The organism is Streptomyces sp. CNP082, assembly GCF_059570535.1.
Genome location: NZ_JCANSZ010000032.1, coordinates 24,327 through 38,776, shown reverse-complemented (window position 1 = coordinate 38,776; position 14,450 = coordinate 24,327). Strand labels below are relative to the sequence as shown.

General features: G+C 73.5%; 15 protein-coding genes. 1 reads left to right on the top strand and 14 read right to left on the bottom strand.

Going from position 1 to position 14,450, the window contains the following annotated elements:
• Positions 1 to 50: 50 nt before the first annotated feature.
• The 12 genes from B124_RS23685 to B124_RS23630 all read right to left on the bottom strand — a co-directional run bounded on the left by B124_RS23685 (position 51) and on the right by B124_RS23630 (position 12,679).
• The gene (locus tag B124_RS23685) at positions 51 to 1,478 is read right to left on the bottom strand and encodes an NAD(P)/FAD-dependent oxidoreductase (RefSeq protein WP_496504952.1); all 1,428 of its coding nucleotides are present in this window, start codon (positions 1,476 to 1,478) and stop codon (positions 51 to 53) included.
• Positions 1,432 to 2,964: an FGGY family carbohydrate kinase gene (locus tag B124_RS23680; RefSeq protein ID WP_496504951.1), complete on the bottom strand. Its 1,533-nt coding sequence runs from the start codon at positions 2,962 to 2,964 to the stop codon at positions 1,432 to 1,434. Before B124_RS23680 ends, B124_RS23685 begins: the two co-directional genes overlap by 47 nt.
• A 15-nt stretch (positions 2,965 to 2,979) precedes the next feature.
• Entirely contained in the window at positions 2,980 to 3,588 is a 609-nt protein-coding gene (locus tag B124_RS23675; RefSeq protein WP_496504950.1) for a GTP-binding protein, read from the bottom strand.
• A complete protein-coding gene (locus B124_RS23670; protein ID WP_496504949.1) occupies positions 3,575 to 3,931 on the bottom strand; it encodes a DUF742 domain-containing protein in 357 nt (118 codons plus the stop codon). The genes B124_RS23675 and B124_RS23670 overlap by 14 nt, the downstream gene beginning before the upstream one ends.
• Entirely contained in the window at positions 3,931 to 4,371 is a 441-nt protein-coding gene (locus tag B124_RS23665) for a roadblock/LC7 domain-containing protein (RefSeq protein WP_496504948.1), read from the bottom strand. Before B124_RS23665 ends, B124_RS23670 begins: the two co-directional genes overlap by 1 nt.
• Positions 4,368 to 7,025: a sensor histidine kinase gene (locus B124_RS23660; RefSeq protein ID WP_496504947.1), complete on the bottom strand. Its 2,658-nt coding sequence runs from the start codon at positions 7,023 to 7,025 to the stop codon at positions 4,368 to 4,370. The genes B124_RS23665 and B124_RS23660 overlap by 4 nt, the downstream gene beginning before the upstream one ends.
• Positions 7,026 to 7,114: 89 nt before the next feature.
• Positions 7,115 to 8,638: an amino acid permease gene (locus B124_RS23655; protein WP_496504946.1), complete on the bottom strand. Its 1,524-nt coding sequence runs from the start codon at positions 8,636 to 8,638 to the stop codon at positions 7,115 to 7,117.
• Between the two features lie 76 nt (positions 8,639 to 8,714).
• A complete protein-coding gene (locus B124_RS23650; RefSeq protein ID WP_496504945.1) occupies positions 8,715 to 9,716 on the bottom strand; it encodes a hypothetical protein in 1,002 nt (333 codons plus the stop codon).
• A 320-nt stretch (positions 9,717 to 10,036) separates the two neighbouring features.
• The gene (locus B124_RS23645) at positions 10,037 to 10,540 is read right to left on the bottom strand and encodes a GNAT family N-acetyltransferase (RefSeq protein ID WP_496504944.1); all 504 of its coding nucleotides are present in this window, start codon (positions 10,538 to 10,540) and stop codon (positions 10,037 to 10,039) included.
• Positions 10,541 to 10,593: 53 nt separating this feature from the next.
• Complete coding sequence (locus tag B124_RS23640; RefSeq protein WP_496504943.1) at positions 10,594 to 11,403, bottom strand: SAM-dependent methyltransferase; 810 nt, start codon at positions 11,401 to 11,403, stop codon at positions 10,594 to 10,596.
• A 194-nt stretch (positions 11,404 to 11,597) separates the two neighbouring features.
• Positions 11,598 to 11,846 (bottom strand): DUF397 domain-containing protein, encoded by a 249-nt coding sequence (locus tag B124_RS23635; RefSeq protein ID WP_496504942.1) that lies wholly within the window; start codon positions 11,844 to 11,846, stop codon positions 11,598 to 11,600.
• Between the two features lie 2 nt (positions 11,847 to 11,848).
• Complete coding sequence (locus tag B124_RS23630) at positions 11,849 to 12,679, bottom strand: Sco1979 family transcriptional regulator (protein ID WP_496504990.1); 831 nt, start codon at positions 12,677 to 12,679, stop codon at positions 11,849 to 11,851.
• 317 nt (positions 12,680 to 12,996) lie between these two features.
• On the opposite strand from B124_RS23630, the gene B124_RS23625 reads away from it, so the two are divergent.
• Positions 12,997 to 13,257, top strand: a complete 261-nt coding sequence (locus tag B124_RS23625; RefSeq protein WP_496504941.1) for a hypothetical protein — start codon at positions 12,997 to 12,999, stop codon at positions 13,255 to 13,257.
• Between the two features lie 43 nt (positions 13,258 to 13,300).
• Here B124_RS23625 and B124_RS23620 read toward each other — a convergent pair whose 3' ends face one another.
• Both B124_RS23620 and B124_RS23615 read right to left on the bottom strand, forming a co-directional pair.
• Entirely contained in the window at positions 13,301 to 13,612 is a 312-nt protein-coding gene (locus B124_RS23620) for an L-rhamnose mutarotase (protein WP_496504940.1), read from the bottom strand.
• Positions 13,609 to 14,370 carry an SDR family NAD(P)-dependent oxidoreductase gene (locus tag B124_RS23615; protein WP_496504939.1) on the bottom strand — a complete coding sequence of 254 codons (762 nt, stop codon included), beginning with the start codon at positions 14,368 to 14,370 and terminating at the stop codon, positions 13,609 to 13,611. Before B124_RS23615 ends, B124_RS23620 begins: the two co-directional genes overlap by 4 nt.
• Positions 14,371 to 14,450: the final 80 nt, after the last annotated feature.

The window sequence follows — 14,450 nt, the reverse complement described above, 5'->3', positions numbered from 1 at the left end:
GGCGGGGTCGGGGGCGGTGGGCGGGGCCGGTGGGCGGCGGGCTGAAGGGTTCACCGGCCGGCCTCCAGCAGCGCTTCGACCTCGTCGGCGCAGAAGAAGCCCTGGCAGCGGCCGTTCATGGCGCGGGTGCGGCGGCGCAGCCCGTCGACGCCGGCGGGCGGCAGCGGGGAGCGGAGCGCGTCGCGGATCTCGCCTTCGGTGACGCGCTCGCAGAAGCAGACGACGCGGCCGTACGCACCGTCCCGGGCAATGAGTTGCTCGTCGCGGTACGGGCGCGGCCCCGCCTCGCCGAGGTTCGGCATCCGCGGCGGCGCGGGCAGGTCCGTACGCGGCACGAGCGCCAGGCCGGCGGCGCCGAGCAGATCGCGGACGTGCTCGGCGATCGCGAGCGAGGCGGACAGGCCGGTGGAGCGGATGCCGCCGGCGAGCAGGTAGCGCTGTCCGGCGTCGGCTTCGACGAGGTAGTCGTCGCGGTCGATCGCCGCGCGCAGCCCCGCGTACGCCGCCGTGACCTCTTCTTCGAGCAGCCGGGGCAGCAGCCGTTCGCCCCTGGCCAGCAGGAAGTCCAAGCCGGCCGCCGTGGTGGCGGTGTCGCCGCGGTCGGCGACGTCCTCGGCGGTGGGGCCGAGCATGACGTTGCCGTAGACCGTGGGGCTGATGAGGACGCCCTTGCCGCGGGCGGTCGGCACGGGCAGCACGATGCACGGCGCGAGGGGGCGGGCGAGCTTGTCGTAGACGAGGAGTTCGCCGCGGCGCGGGGTGACGGTGAAGCGGTCGTGGCCGAAGAGGCGGTCGACGGTGTCGGCGGCCAGGCCCGCGGCGTTGACGACCCAGCGGGCGGTGACGTCGCCCGCGGTGGTGCGCAGGGTGGTGGCGCCCGGCCCGGGGTCCGCGGCCTCGACGCGGTGGCCGAGGAGGACGGCGGCGCCGCGCGAGCGCGCCTCGGTGGCCAGCGCCAGCGTGGTGGTCCACGAGCAGATCACGGACTCGCCGGGGACGGCGAGCCCGCCGAGGACACCGGGGCCGAGCGCGGGGACCCGGGCGTAGACCTCGCCGGCGGTGAGCGGTGCGCAGTGGTCGTAGCCGTTGGCGGCGGCCTTGCCGTGCAGCCGCGGCAGGGCGGCCAGTTCCTCGTCGTTCCAGGCGACGAGGAGGGCGCCGGTGCGCTCGACGGGGATGCGGGTGGCCGCCGCGTACGCGGACAGCAGCGCGTAACCGCGGCGCACCAGGCGGGACTCGAGGGTGCCGGGGGTGGCGTCGAAGCCGGTGTGGAGGATGGCGGTGTTGGCCTTGCTGGTGCCCGCGCCGACGTCGTCGCGGGCGTCGAGGAGGGCGACGGACAGCTCGTGGCCCGCCAGTTCGCGGGCGACGGCGGCGCCGACGACGCCGGCGCCGATCACCGCCACGTCGTACGGGCCGGGTCTCGCCGCCTCAGCCACGGCCGTCCTCCGGCTCTGCGGCCTGCCCGGCGGCGGCATCGGGTGCCCCCGGGTCCGTCGCCCGGGGGGCCGGCGCGTCCTGCCGCGGCAGCGCCGCGCCCGCGGCCGTACGCCAGCGGTCGAGGAACTCCTCCGCGCGCGCCCGCGGCCAGCGCGGCTCGTACGTCCTGCCCGGCGTCCACGGCGGCACCGCGTCCGCGGCCGGCAGCTCCGGCTCCAGCGCCATCCGGGCCAGCGCCGCCGCGCCGAGCGCCGTGGCGTGCGGCGAGGGGTAGACGTCCACGGGCACCTGCGAGAGGTCGGCCTGCGCCTGCATCAGCGTGCGGCTGCGGGTCAGCCCGCCGTCCACCCGCAGCCGGGTGAGCGGGCCGCCGAGGTCGGCGGCGACCAGCCCCGTCACCTCCGCGACCTGGGCGGCGACGCCCTGCAGCACGGCGAGCACCAGGTGCTCGCGGCGGCTGGCCAGCGTCAGCCCGGCGAACGAAGCGGTGGCCTCGGAGCGCCACCAGGGCGCGGCGAGCCCCGCGAACGACGGCACGCACACCACCCCCGCGGCGTCCTCGGCCGCCGTCTCGTCCAGCTCCGCGGCGGAGCCGACCAGGCCCAGCTCGGTCAGCCAGCGCACCGCGGAGGCCGCGGTGTACACCTGGCCGTCCACGCAGTACGGCGTGGCGCCGCGGGCCCGCCAGGCGACCGACGTGGTCAGCCCGGAGCCGGAGCGCACCGCGGCCGCGCCGGTGTTGGCGAGCAGGAACGCCCCGGTCCCGTACGTGCACTTGGCGGTGCCCGCCGTCAGACAGCCCTCGCCGAACAGCGCCGCCTGCTGGTCCACCACGAGCCCGGCGACCGGCACCTCGGCCCCGAAGGCGGCGGTGGTGCCGGCCACCTCGTCGCAGGCCGTGATCCGCGGCAGCTCCGCGGGGTCAAGACCGAAGAGTGCTGCCAGCTCGGGGTCCCAGTCGACGGCGTCGAGGTCGAGCAGCAGCGAGCGGCTCGCGGTGGCGGCGTCGGTGACATACGCGCCGGTGAGGTGGTGCAGCAGCCAGGTGTCGGTGGTGGTGACGACGCCCTCGCGGGTGGCGTTCTCGCGCAGCCAGGTCATCTTCGGCGCGGAGAAGTACGGGTTGAGCACCAGCCCGGTGCGCCGGGCGACCCAGTCTGCGGCGTCCGCGCGCGCGTCGCACTGCCGCTGCGCGCGCGAGTCCTGCCAGCTCACCGCCCGCGACAGCGGCTTGCCGGTGGCGCGGTCCCAGGCGAGCACCGTCTCGCCCTGGTTGGCGAGGGCCACCGCGTGCACCGGCCGGCCCGCCGCCGCCACGGCCTGGCGCCCGGCCGCCAGCACCGAGGCCAGCAACTGCGCCGGGTCCTGCTCCACCCCGCCGCCCGGCAGGTAGTCGGGCGTCACCGGCACCTCGGCGAGGGCGACCACGCCGCTGCCGCCGGGGCCGCCGTCCGGCGCCCCCGGGTCGACGACGAGGGCCTTGGTGCCGGAGGTGCCCTGGTCGATGGCGAGCACGGTCGTCATGGCGGGGCGTGCCTCCTACATTCGCTGGGCGTGGACGGGTTCCGCGGACGCGATCAGATGGTCCATCAGGGCGAGCAGGACGCCCCGTACCGACTCGCGCTCGCGGGCGTCGAACAGGATGATCGGAGTGGTGGGCTCCTTCAGGGTGAGCGCGTCGCGGATCTCCTCCGGATCGTAGTCCTGCTCGCCGTGGAAGCAGTTGGCGGCCACGACGAACGGCAGGTCGCGGCTCTCGAAGAAGTCGACGGCGGCGAAGGAGCGGTCCAGCCGCCGGGTGTCGACGAGGACCACCGCGCCGAGCGCGCCGCGCAGCAGGTCGTCCCACATGAACCAGAACCGCTCCTGGCCGGGCGTGCCGAACAGCATCAGCACCGCCACGTCGAGGGTGATCCGGCCGAAGTCCATGGCGACGGTGGTGGCGGACTTGTGCTCGATGCCGGACAGGTCGTCCACGCCCACTCCGGCAGCGCTCAGCCGCTCCTCCGTGCGCAGGGGCGTGATCTCGCTGACGGCGCCGACCGCCGTGGTCTTGCCCACGCCGAATCCGCCGGCCACGAGGATCTTCACGGGTGGGAGGTAGGCGTCCCAGACGGCGTCCGGGGCCCCGTAGTCAGGCTCGCTCAAGGCCGCTCCTGATTCGTCGGAGGAAGTCGATGTTCATGGCGTCCGGATCGCTCATCGGCGGTCTGTGCTCGATGAGCCCCTGCTCCAGCAGCTGGGCCAGGAGGACGGCGGCGGGCGTGAGGCGCATCTCCAGACGCGCCGCCAGCTCGGCCACCGCGATGCCGGGGCCGGCACACAGGCGCAGGATCGTCTGCCACTCCTCCGGAATGCTGCGCGCGTCGTCGGCCAGTACGGCGGCGCGGACCGTGGAGTGCATGGTGAACTGCTCACCGGGCGCACGGTCGGTGCGTGATCCGGTGAGCGCGAACGTCCGTGTTCTGCGCTCTCCCCGTGGCGCACTCATTACCGGATACGAGCCCTGCGGTCGCCGACGCCGAGCTGGTGCTTGAAGGCGCGGGCGACGCGGACGGTCTCGCGCATGGCGAGGCCGATGGACTCCGGTCCTGAGGTGTAGACGACGAGGGTGCTGCCGTTGCCGCAGGCGGTGAGGATGAGGTGGCTGTGCTGCATGGTGATGTTCAGATGCAGCACGGATCCGCCGTCGACCGGCATCGACAGCCCGTCGGCGAGGCTGGCCAGGCCCGAGCAGGCGGCGGCGATGGTCTGGACGTCCTCGCGGGTCCAGTCCAGGCCGTAGCCGCAGAGGGCGAGGCCGTCGTCGGCGAGCAGCACGAAGCCGGTGAGGTCCGGCACGAGTTGCAAGTTGTCGCGGAGGTTGTCGAAGACGGCCGCGTCCTGCGGGCTCGCGGGGATGACGTTCTTCACGTGCCTGAGGCTGCTCATCGGTCGCTGTCTTCCTCCGGGTCGGTCAGGGCTTCCTGAAGCTGGGTGAACGCCGACTCGATGTTGTCGAGCGGACGTTGGTCCATAGCGGTGGCGGACCGGCGCCTGCCGGTGCGCAGTTGGCCGGCCATGCTGGTGCCGGGCACGCGCTGGGGCAGCCCGCCGGTGCGGGCGGCGGGGCCGTCGGGCGCCGGCTCGCCCTCGCGGGGCGGTTCGGCCGCCGTGCCGGGAGTGTGGGGGGTGTGGGGGGTGGGCAGGGGCAACTCCTCGGTCGGTTCGTACACCGGATTCCCGGCCGGTTCTTCGGCTGGTTCCGGGGCCGGTTCTGCGGCCGGTTCTGCGGCCGGTTCTGCGGCCGGTTCTGCGGCCGGTTCTGCGGCCGGTTCTGGGCGAGGCTTCCGCGCGCGTACGGGGAGGGGTTCCACGGTACGTGCGTGCTCGGGGGCGCCGGGTCCGGCGGGGGCGTTCGCGGGCTCGGCGGACGGCGCGGGTGCCGCGGGCGCGGCGGGGCGGGCCGGCAGGCGGTGCCGTTCCCTGGGCGGCGCGTCGTCGTCGGCGGGGCGGGGCGGTGCCACCCCCGGCGCCGGGTCGACGGGGCTCACCGGACCGCCGGGCCCGCCGGCGCGCATCGGCTCGCGGCGTACCAGCCCGGCCGCCGTCGGCTCGCGCCGCTTCCCGGGCCGCGGGCCAGAGCGGGCCGGCAGCGGCTTGCGTACCGGGGTGCGGTCCGCCAGTTGCTCCGGCGCCCCGGTCAGCAGCGCGGACGGCACCAGCACCACCGCCAGCACGCCGCCGAAGCGGCCCTGCCGGAGCGTGACCCGGACCCCGTGGCGCTGGGCCAGTTGCCCGACCACGAACAGGCCGAGCTGGTCGGAGGACTTGGCCAGCACCGAGTACGGGGGCGCGTCCAGCAGCCGGGTGTTGAGCGACTCGAAGAACCAGTTCTCCGGTGCCCGTCCCTTGTCCTCGACCTCGACGGCGACGCCGGTGGCGGTGTGGGTGGCGCGGACGAACACCTCGTAGCCGCTGGGCGAGTAGGTGGTGGCGTTCTCGATCAGCTCGGCGATCAGGTGGGTCAGCTCCCCCGCCGCCTCCGGCACCACCCACGCCTCGGCCTGGAACTCCTTGGTGACCTGGGCGAAGCCGCGGGACTCGCCGGCCGCGTCCACGATCAGGTTGGCGATGTGCACGGGCTCGGTGTGCGGGTTGGTGACGGCCCCGCCGGAGAGCACCAGCAGGTTCTCCAACTGCCGGCGCACCCGCACCGTGAGGTGGTCCAGCTCGTACAGCTCGGACAGCAGCGCGGGGTCGGTGTCGGCGTAGCGGTGCTGGAGCTCGTCCAGAGTGCGCAGCACGGCGACGATGAGCGTGACGGCCCGCATGGTGACGCCCTCGGCGAACTTCTCGAAGCCGTACCGCTCCTCGTGCACCACCCGCGCCGCCTCGACGACCTCCTCCGCGAGCCGGGCCACGACGTTGGAGATCTCGCCGAACTCGTCGGCGGCGGTGACCTGGCCGGGCAGCACGGACAGGTCGACGTCCTCGCCGCGCTGCAGCCGGACGATCATCTGGGGCAACTGCCGGCGGGCGACGGCCAGTGCGCTGGAGCGCACCTCCTCGGCCCGCCGGACGATGGTGCGGCTGATCCACAGCACGACGCCGAGGACGGCCGCGATCAGCACCACGCTGCCGGCGGCGACCGCGTACGCCGTCAGCCGCAGCTCGCCGGCCTGGTCCTCGGCCTCGTCGGCCAGCGCCTGGAGCCGGGCGGTGGCGAGCCCCGCGAGGCTCGGGCTGATGCGCTCGTACGTCTCCTGCCACCCGGCCGCCTCCGGGGGCAGCGCCACGGGCTGGCCGGATTCGCGGCTCACGCCCAGCACCGCCTCCTCGATCCGAGACTTCTCAAGCCACTCCGCGGAGTTGGTGATGGCGTCGTAGCGGCCCTTCTCGCCGCGGGGCAGCAGCCGTCCGGACAGCATGTCGTACGCGAACCACTGCGCGCCGACGGCCTTGGCGAAGCGGGAGTGGTCGGCGGCGTCCAGCTTGCCGTCCCTGGCGCCGGCCAGCAGGGCGTCCTGGATCGCCAGCGCCTCACCGGCCTGCAGCAGGCCGGTCAGCGGGCGGGAGCCCTGGGCGAGGGCACCGTCGTGGGCGGGCAGCCGGGTGTACACGGCGATGATCTGCTCGATGGCGCGGGTGTACGCCTGCAGCGCCATGGCCCGCTCGCCGGAGCGCTCGGATGCCTGTTCGCGTACGCCGTCGAGCCCCTCGACACCGCGCAGGACCGACGCGAGCGGCGCGTGGGCGGTGGTGTCGGGAACCTCCTCGGCCGCCTCGCGCAGCGCGACGGCCGCCTCGTCGGTCAGGGCCTGCTGGTTGCCCAGCTGGGCGGCGTTGACCGGGCCGTGGGCCCAGTGCAGCGCGGTCATGCGCCGCTCGGCCTGGAGTTCGGCGAGGAGCGCGAACGAGGGCTGCTGGAGCTGTTCGAGCGTGTCGGCGTAGTCCTGCACGTCCGCGGCGCGGTTCAGGTCCCGCACGGCGCCGACCGCGGCCAGGGTGGCGAACGCCGCCGTGACGACCGCGGCCAGGATGCGAAGGAGCGTACGCGGGCGCACGGGGCGCCCGACGGGTGCGGTGCTAGTGGTTGCGGACATCGGACCTCACGGAGCGCTGGTCGTTTGCGGTCGGGGCGGTGCGCCGGGCCGCCGCCGGTGCTGTTGCCGCGGCGGCGGCCCGGCGCGCCTCACACCAGGTCCTTGCCGAGCTCTGCCATCTCGGGGTCGGCGGTGTAGACGGGTGCCTGGTACGAGCGCCGGCCGGCCGCCCACCACGTGACGGTGGCCAGCAGCAGGACGGCGGCCAGGGCCACCGAGGCGTAGTTGAAGCTGCTCACGGTGACGGGCGACCCCTGCGGCAGGCAGAAGACCACCGTGATCACGGCCACCCAGCACACCGCGATCCAGCCGATCAGCGAACTCCACCGGCCCAGGTTCCACGGGCCGGGCACGAAGCGGTTCTTCGCGCGCAGCCGAAGATAGATGGGGATGGCGTAGGCGGGGGTGATGCCGATGACGTTGATGGCGACCACCGCGTTGTACGCGGTCGCCGAGTACAGCGACGGCAGCGCCAGGCAGAACGCGACGGTCACCGACAGCACGACGGCCCGGGTGGGCACGCCGGTGCGCGGCGAGACGCGGCGCCACATCTTGGCGCCGGGCAGCGCACCGTCGCGGGAGAAGGCGAAGACCATGCGCGAGGTGGCCGCGGTCTCGGCGTTGCCGCAGAAGAGCTGGGCGCAGATGACGATGAGCAGCAACGCCTTGGCGCCGCCCTCGCCGATGGCGTCGATGAAGATCTGCGCGGGTGGCACGCCCGTCGCGGAGTCCTGGGTGCCGACGTAGTCCTGGATGGCGAAGGTCAGCCCGGCCAGCAGCACGAAGCCGGCTATCCAGGAGACCCAGATCGCCCGGACGATGCCCTTGGCGGAGCTGACCTGCGCCTGGGTGGTCTCCTCGGACAGGTGGGCGGAGGCGTCGTAGCCGGAGAAGGTGTACTGGGCGAGCAGCAGCCCGATGGCGGTGACGTAGAACGGGTTGTTCCAGCCGGTGTCGTTGTTGAACTCGCCGAAGACGAAGCCGGCCGACTGGTGGCTGTCGGGGGCGATGATCAGGACGGCGACGATGATCGCGACGCCGGCCAGGTGCCACCAGACGCTGATGGAGTTGAGGATGCTGACGACGCGCACCCGCAGCAGGTTGAGCGTCATGTGCAGCACGAGGATGACCGCGAAGATCAGCAGGGTCTTCTCCGCGGTGGGCTCGAAGCCCCACTGGAGGTTGAAGAACGCGCCCATGAACAGGGCGCAGCCGTAGTCGATGCCGGCGATGGCGCCGAGCAGGCCGAGGAGGTTGAGCCAGCCGGTGTACCAGCCCCAGCGGGGGCCGCCGAGCTGGTGGGCCATGTAGTAGAGCGCGCCGGAGGTGGGGTACGCGCTGGTCACCTCGGCCAGGCCCATGCCGACGCAGAGGACGAAGAGGCCGACGGCCACCCAGCCCCACATCATGACGGCCGGTCCGCCGGTGCTGAGCCCGAAGCCGTACAGGGTCATGCAGCCGGAGAGGATCGAGATGACCGAGAAGGAGATGGCGAAGTTGCCGAACGGGCCCATCCGCCGCGCGAGTTCCGGCTCGTAGCCGAGGTCGCGGAGGTGGGCGTCGTCGTCCTTGCGCCGGGACGGGCCGGCGGTGCTGACCGGCGCTTGTGACATGGGGTGACCTCCGGGAGAGGGGATGGCAGGGGGAATGGCAGGGGCATGACAGTCAAAAGGGACAGAAGGGCCGAGGTCACCCGCTGCCGAGGGCCGTCGAGCGGGCGCGTAAGAACTCGGCCTCGGCCAGGTCCTGCCGGTCGGGGTCCTCGGTCACGTACGCCCAGGGCAGAAGGGTGGCGTAGGGGCCCAGCGCGGTGAACACCCGGGCGGCCTCGGGGAACTCCCGGGCGGCGCTGAGCGCGTGGGCCAGGTGGTTCAGGTCGAGCACGGAGCGCACGTCGGCGTTCGTGACGTCGAACCAGCCGTCGAGCGCGCGCAGCGTGTCGCGCAGGATGTCCTCACGGGACCACTGGCGGTGCACGAGCGCGTCGCCGCGACCGCGGCGGCGCTCGTAGTGGTAGTGCTCGGCGTGCGCGAAGAGCGGCAGCACCAGCAACGGGGAGGCGAGCGGGGCCCAGGAGCCCACCCAGCGGGCGAAGTCCATCGCGTACGCTTGCGAGCCGCCGGCCGCCGCGCAGAGCTGGAGCACCCGGTGGTACGCCTCGCGGTTGTACCGGTCGCGCTTGACGACCTCGTCCAGCAGCCCCCACGGCCCGGCCGGCAGCAGGTTCTCCGGCGGGTCCGCCCGGTGCTCGGGCCGCTGCTGGCGCACGTCGGCCTGGGCCAGCGCCAGCAGGCACACCCACGGCACGGGATCCCCGGGGTGCAGCAGCGCCGCCTCCCGGCACGCCTGCCGCGCGTCCTCCTCCAACTGCCCGGCGCTGGGGTGGCGCTGGCGGTGCGCCTGCACGGCCCGCCCGACGGCGACCCGGGCCAGCATCATCCGGGCGTCGGCGCTCTCCGGCTCCTCGTCCAGCCAGATCTGCACCACCGCCGACTTGGCGGCCACCACGCTGAGCACCTGCGACCGTGCGGTCCGCGCCGCCCAGTCGGCGCCGGTACGGGCCAGCAGCGCGCGCATGGACATCCACCGGCCCACGCGCAGGTCGTCGACGACGTTCCGCAGGTCGTCGTCGAGCCCCGCGAGGTGGTAGACGGGCCGGAACTCCCCGCCGCGCCCGGAACCGCGGGCCATCACCACCCCCCTCGCTGCGCGCGACAGCGCGCGCCGCGGCCGGGGCCGAGCGACAGGGGGCGGAGCGGACCGCCTAAGCGGGCCCACCTCGGCGACTGCCATGCGATGTTCATCGAAACCTCTGGCGCGCGCACGTGAATGGTGCGTGGTGCTGGTGCGCGGCTTTCCAACTGACGTTCGTGATGGGGTCGATGGGGATCGTAGCGACAGGAGAGCCTTCTGTGTAATCCGCCGGCAATTGTTGCCGACTAGCAACTCAAGGACGTCACCGCCAATGGCCGTCCGGCCCTTCGTACGCGGCTGGTGGGAGCGCCACCGGGTCAGCCGCGGGTCACCGGCTTCGCGTACCGGTGGCACGACACCGTCACCGGGCCGTCCGGGCCTTCCGCCTGGTAGTCGAGCGGCCCCTCGTCCGCCCAGCCCTGCCGGGCGTAGAACCGGCGCGCCCGCGCGTTGCCCGTCACGACCGCGAGCCAGGCCCGTCCGTGGCCCCGCTCGGCCACCCGCCGTTCCCCCTCGGCGAGCAGCAGCGCGGCGACACCCGTGCCGCGGTGCTCCGCCGCCACGAAGAGCTGCTCCACCTCGTCCCCCACCGCGGTCACGAACCCGGCGAGCGCGCCGCCGGCTTCGGCGACCGCCGTGTCCGGCACCCGCGCCGCCGCGCGGGCCGCGAACGACTCCGGGGTGCGCATCGCCACCAGCTCGTCCGAGACGTGCCCCAGGTGCGCGTCCCGCCACGCGCTCTTCCACAGGCGGGCCACCGCCGCCGCGTCCCCGGGACGGGCGGGCCGCAGCACCGGCTTCTTCTCGTCGTGCGTCGTCATGTGCCCACGTTAACGGCGGGGTACGGCATCCTCCCGCGCGGGCCGGGCCGGGGTCAGCACTTGCGCGCGACGCCGCCGTAGACGTCGGTGGGCTCCGGGTCGGTGCCGGGCTCGGGGCGCCACAGCGGGCAGGAGACTATCCCCGGCTCGATGAGCTCCAGGCCGTCGTAGTACACGCTGATCTGGTCCGGGGTGCGCAGCACGTACGGAACGGCGCCGGTGTCGTCGTACCCCTGCTGGGCCTCCTGGAGCGCCTTGTCCGTCGCCGTGCTGTCGTAGTGCACGAAGTAGCTGCCGGGGGGCAGGGCGGCCTGCAGGCGGCGCACGATGGACTTGGCCTCTTCGTAGTCCTGGACGTGGCCGAGGATCCCCATCAGCATCAGGGCGACCGGCCGGGAGAAGTCGAGCGTCTCCCCCGCCCGTTCCAGGATGGTCTCGGGCTTGTGCAGGTCGGCGTCGACGTACGTGGTGACACCCTCGCGGGTGCTGGTCAGCAGGGCCTGGGCGTGCCGCAGCACTAACGGGTCGTTGTCGACGTAGACGATGCGCGACTCCGGCGCCAGCCGCTGGGCGACCTGGTGGGTGTTGTCGTAGGTCGGCAGGCCGGTGCCGATGTCGAGGAACTGGCGGATGCCCGCGTCGCCTGCCACGTGGGTCACGGTGCGGATCAGGTAGTCGCGCGACGCCCGGGCCATCGTCTCGATGTTCGGGGCGATCTGGCGGTACTCGTCGCCGGCCCGGCGGTCGACCGCGTAGTTGTCCTTCCCGCCCATCCAGTAGTTCCAGATCCGGGCCGAGTGCGGCACGGTGGTGTCGATCTTGGCGAGTGCCCCCTCGGCGGGGGTGGACTGGCCTTCTGCCATCGGGTGTCTCCTGCCCTGCTGCGCGCGTTCTGCCGCCGCCTAACGTACTGTCACATCGCGGGTCCGCGGGGGCGGATCGGATCGGACGGCGGGCGTCCGCCCGCGATCCGCGCCCGCGGCCGGCCGGTTCAGCCGGTTCGTTCAGCTGACTTCGTGCAGCCGGCTGGGTCAGTCGGCTCGGTTCAGTCGGCTCTTCAGTCGACGAGGTAGTCGGCCTGGCCGTTCTTGGCGCCCTCCAGGAAGGCGGCCATCTCCTCCCGGGTGTAGATGAGGGCCGGTCCTGTCGGGTCGGTGGACTGGCGCAGCGCGATGCTGCCGTCGGGCAGGCGCTTGGCCTCGACGCAGCTTCCGCCGTTGGTGCCGCTCCAGGGCCTCTGCCAGCCCTCGGTGCCGAGTTCCGTTGCCGGGATGCCGCTGCGGAAGGCAGGGGGGTCTGCTCGCATGATCAGTACTCCTTACGCATCTCCACCAGGCGTGACCTGGTCCGGTCCACCGGATCGGCCTGGACGGCCATCCGGTCGAGTGTTTCCAGATACCCGACGACGTCCTCGGCCTGGTCCACGTAGACCGCGCCGGTGAGGTTCTCCGTGTAGACGATGTCGGGCAGTTCGGTGAAGCCGAAGCGGAAGTAGTGGAACGGGCCGAACGCACCCGGGTGCGGCCCGGCCGAGAACGGCATGATCTGCATCTTCACGTTCGGCAGTTCGATGGCTTCGATCAGCCGGTCTATCTGGGCCCGCATCACCTCCCGTCCGCCGACGGGCCGGCGCAGCACCGACTCCTCCAGCACCGCCCACATCGCGGGCGCCCGGTCCGCGGTCAGCAGGTCCGCGCGGGTCGTCCGCAGGGTCACGCGCCGCTCGATGGCGTCGTCCGGGTCGTTGGGAAAGCCGATCCGGAAGAGCGTGCGGGCGTAGTCCGCGGTCTGCAGCAGCCCGGGGACGTAGTGCGGCTCGTAGATGCGGATGACGGTGGCGTCGGTCTCCAGGCTCACGTACGCCCGGAACCAGTCGGGAAGGACGTTGCGGTACTTGTACCACCACCCTCGGTGGTTGGCCTCCTTGGCCATCCGCAGGAAGTCGTCGGTCTCGGCGCCGGAGACGCCGTAGATGCGCAGCAGCTCGCGCACGTACGGGATGCGCAGGCCGACTTCCGCCTTCTCCATCCGCCGCACCGTCAGCGGTGTGACGTCGATGGCCTCCGCGGCCTGGTCGAAGCTGACCTTGGCCTGCTCCCGCAGGTGCCGCAGCCGCTTTCCCAGCACCATGCGAAGCACGGTCGGGGCGCTGCCGCCACCCGAGCGTGTGTCGCCCACGTCCTGAAACCTCCCGCACGGCTGTTACCCCGGGAGTGTGTCACGGACCTCATCACGGTGACAGGGGTGTTCACGCACAATCTGAAATTATCAGAGCGATGGTTGCGGACTGCTGTTGTCGGCCGCCATAGTGAGGGGACCTGCCGACCACGCCGACCGCGCTCAAGCCCCCACCGCGGTCCGGTCGCACGGCAGTTGGCGACTCCGGGGCCCGGCGGCCGGCCACCGCCGGGAGGGGGCACATCCTCGACCGCGTACGAACCTCCGAGGAGCGCAAGGTGAGCAGCAGACTGGGCCTCGGCCTGGGGCACGAACGCCATCCGTTGCTGGGCAAGCTGGTGCTGGACCGGACCTCCGGCCGCACCGGCGTGCTCCGCGCCATCTGCCCCGAACCCGAGACCCGCACGGTGTGGTCGACTCCCGTACTGCGGCGGGTCGCCGGCCCCCGGATGGCCTGGCTGGTGCCGGTGGGCGGCGGCGTCGAGTGGACGACGAGCCCGGACGCCATCGAGGAGGCGCCCGCCTGCGAGCGGGCCTGAGGACGGGGGGGCCGGCGGGGGCGGCCGGTCGCGGGCCGGGGGCTCAGAGCTCCCAGACGACGGGGAGGCCCGCGCCGGCGCCCTCGCCGGTGTAGTCGTGGACCACGTCCAGGAGTTCGGCCATGCGGGCCTGCCAGGCGACGTTCACCGGAAGGTGTTCCAGCTCGGCCAGGAGGCGGGCGTAGTCCTCGCACTCGATGACGTGGAAGAGGTCGGTGCCGCTGCGCCAGATGGTCCACGAGGTGGCGCCGGCCCTGCGGATGGCCGCCGTCAGCTCCCCGGGAACCTCGCGGTGGGCGGCCTCGTACTCCTCGACGCGGTCGGCACGCACCCGCGTGCGCAGGGCCACCCTCACCGGCCCGGCTCCGGGGCGCGCAGCCGCAGGCCCTGCATGCCGCCGTCGACGGCCAGCGCCGTGCCGGTGACGGCAGCCGCGGCCGGGCTGGCGAGGTAGGCGATGGCCGCGGCGACCTCGTCGGCGGTGACCAGCCGGCCCATCGGCTGGCGGGCGTTGAGCGCGGCGCGCTCTGCGGCGGGGTCGGGGGCCTGGTCCAGCAGCCGGCCGACCCACGGGGTGTCCGCCGTGCCGGGGTTCACGCAGTTGACGCGGATGCCCTCGCGTACGTGGTCGGCCGCCATCGCCAGCGTCAGGGACTGCACGGCGCCCTTGGTCGCGGAGTACAGCGCGCGCTGCGGCAGGCCGGCGGTCGCGGCGACGGAGCAGGTGTTGACGATCGCGGGGTGCGCGGAGCGGCGCAGGTGGCGCAGTGCGGCGCGGGTGGTGCGTACGACGCCGAGCAGGTTGACGTCCAGGACGCGGTGCCACTCGGCGTCGTCGTTGTCCTCGACGGTGCCGACGGCGCCGATGCCGGCGTTGTTGACCAGGATGTCGATGCCGCGCAGGGCGCCGGCCGCGTCGCTGACGGCGGCGGTGACGGAGGCGTCGTCGGAGACGTCCGCGCGGTAGCCGTGCAGGGGCTGCGGTACGTCGCCGGGGTGGAGGTCGAGGACGGCGACCTCGGCGCCGCGCCCGGCCAGCAGCCGCGCGGTGGCCAGCCCTATCCCCGAAGCCCCGCCGGTCACCACGGCCTTGAGCCCGTCGAAGTCCTTCATCCTGACATGGCCTCCTGTCATCCGACGACTCTCCCGGCGGGCACGGGCCCGTCAGGCGCGGCGCACCTAGGCACGTAGCA

Excerpts from the sequence above, each read along its gene's own strand:
- B124_RS23685 (WP_496504952.1), bottom strand. The coding sequence starts at position 1,478 with ATGCCGCCGCCGGGCAGGCCGCAGAGCCGGAGGACGGCCGTGGCTGAG.
- B124_RS23680 (WP_496504951.1), bottom strand. The coding sequence starts at position 2,964 with ATGACGACCGTGCTCGCCATCGACCAGGGCACCTCCGGCACCAAGGCC.
- B124_RS23670 (WP_496504949.1), bottom strand. The coding sequence starts at position 3,931 with ATGAGTGCGCCACGGGGAGAGCGCAGAACACGGACGTTCGCGCTCACC.
- B124_RS23665 (WP_496504948.1), bottom strand. The coding sequence starts at position 4,371 with ATGAGCAGCCTCAGGCACGTGAAGAACGTCATCCCCGCGAGCCCGCAG.
- B124_RS23660 (WP_496504947.1), bottom strand. The coding sequence starts at position 7,025 with ATGTCCGCAACCACTAGCACCGCACCCGTCGGGCGCCCCGTGCGCCCG.
- B124_RS23655 (WP_496504946.1), bottom strand. The coding sequence starts at position 8,638 with ATGTCACAAGCGCCGGTCAGCACCGCCGGCCCGTCCCGGCGCAAGGAC.
- B124_RS23650 (WP_496504945.1), bottom strand. The coding sequence starts at position 9,716 with ATGGCCCGCGGTTCCGGGCGCGGCGGGGAGTTCCGGCCCGTCTACCAC.
- B124_RS23645 (WP_496504944.1), bottom strand. The coding sequence starts at position 10,540 with ATGACGACGCACGACGAGAAGAAGCCGGTGCTGCGGCCCGCCCGTCCC.
- B124_RS23640 (WP_496504943.1), bottom strand. The coding sequence starts at position 11,403 with ATGGCAGAAGGCCAGTCCACCCCCGCCGAGGGGGCACTCGCCAAGATC.
- B124_RS23635 (WP_496504942.1), bottom strand. The coding sequence starts at position 11,846 with ATGCGAGCAGACCCCCCTGCCTTCCGCAGCGGCATCCCGGCAACGGAA.
- B124_RS23615 (WP_496504939.1), bottom strand. The coding sequence starts at position 14,370 with ATGAAGGACTTCGACGGGCTCAAGGCCGTGGTGACCGGCGGGGCTTCG.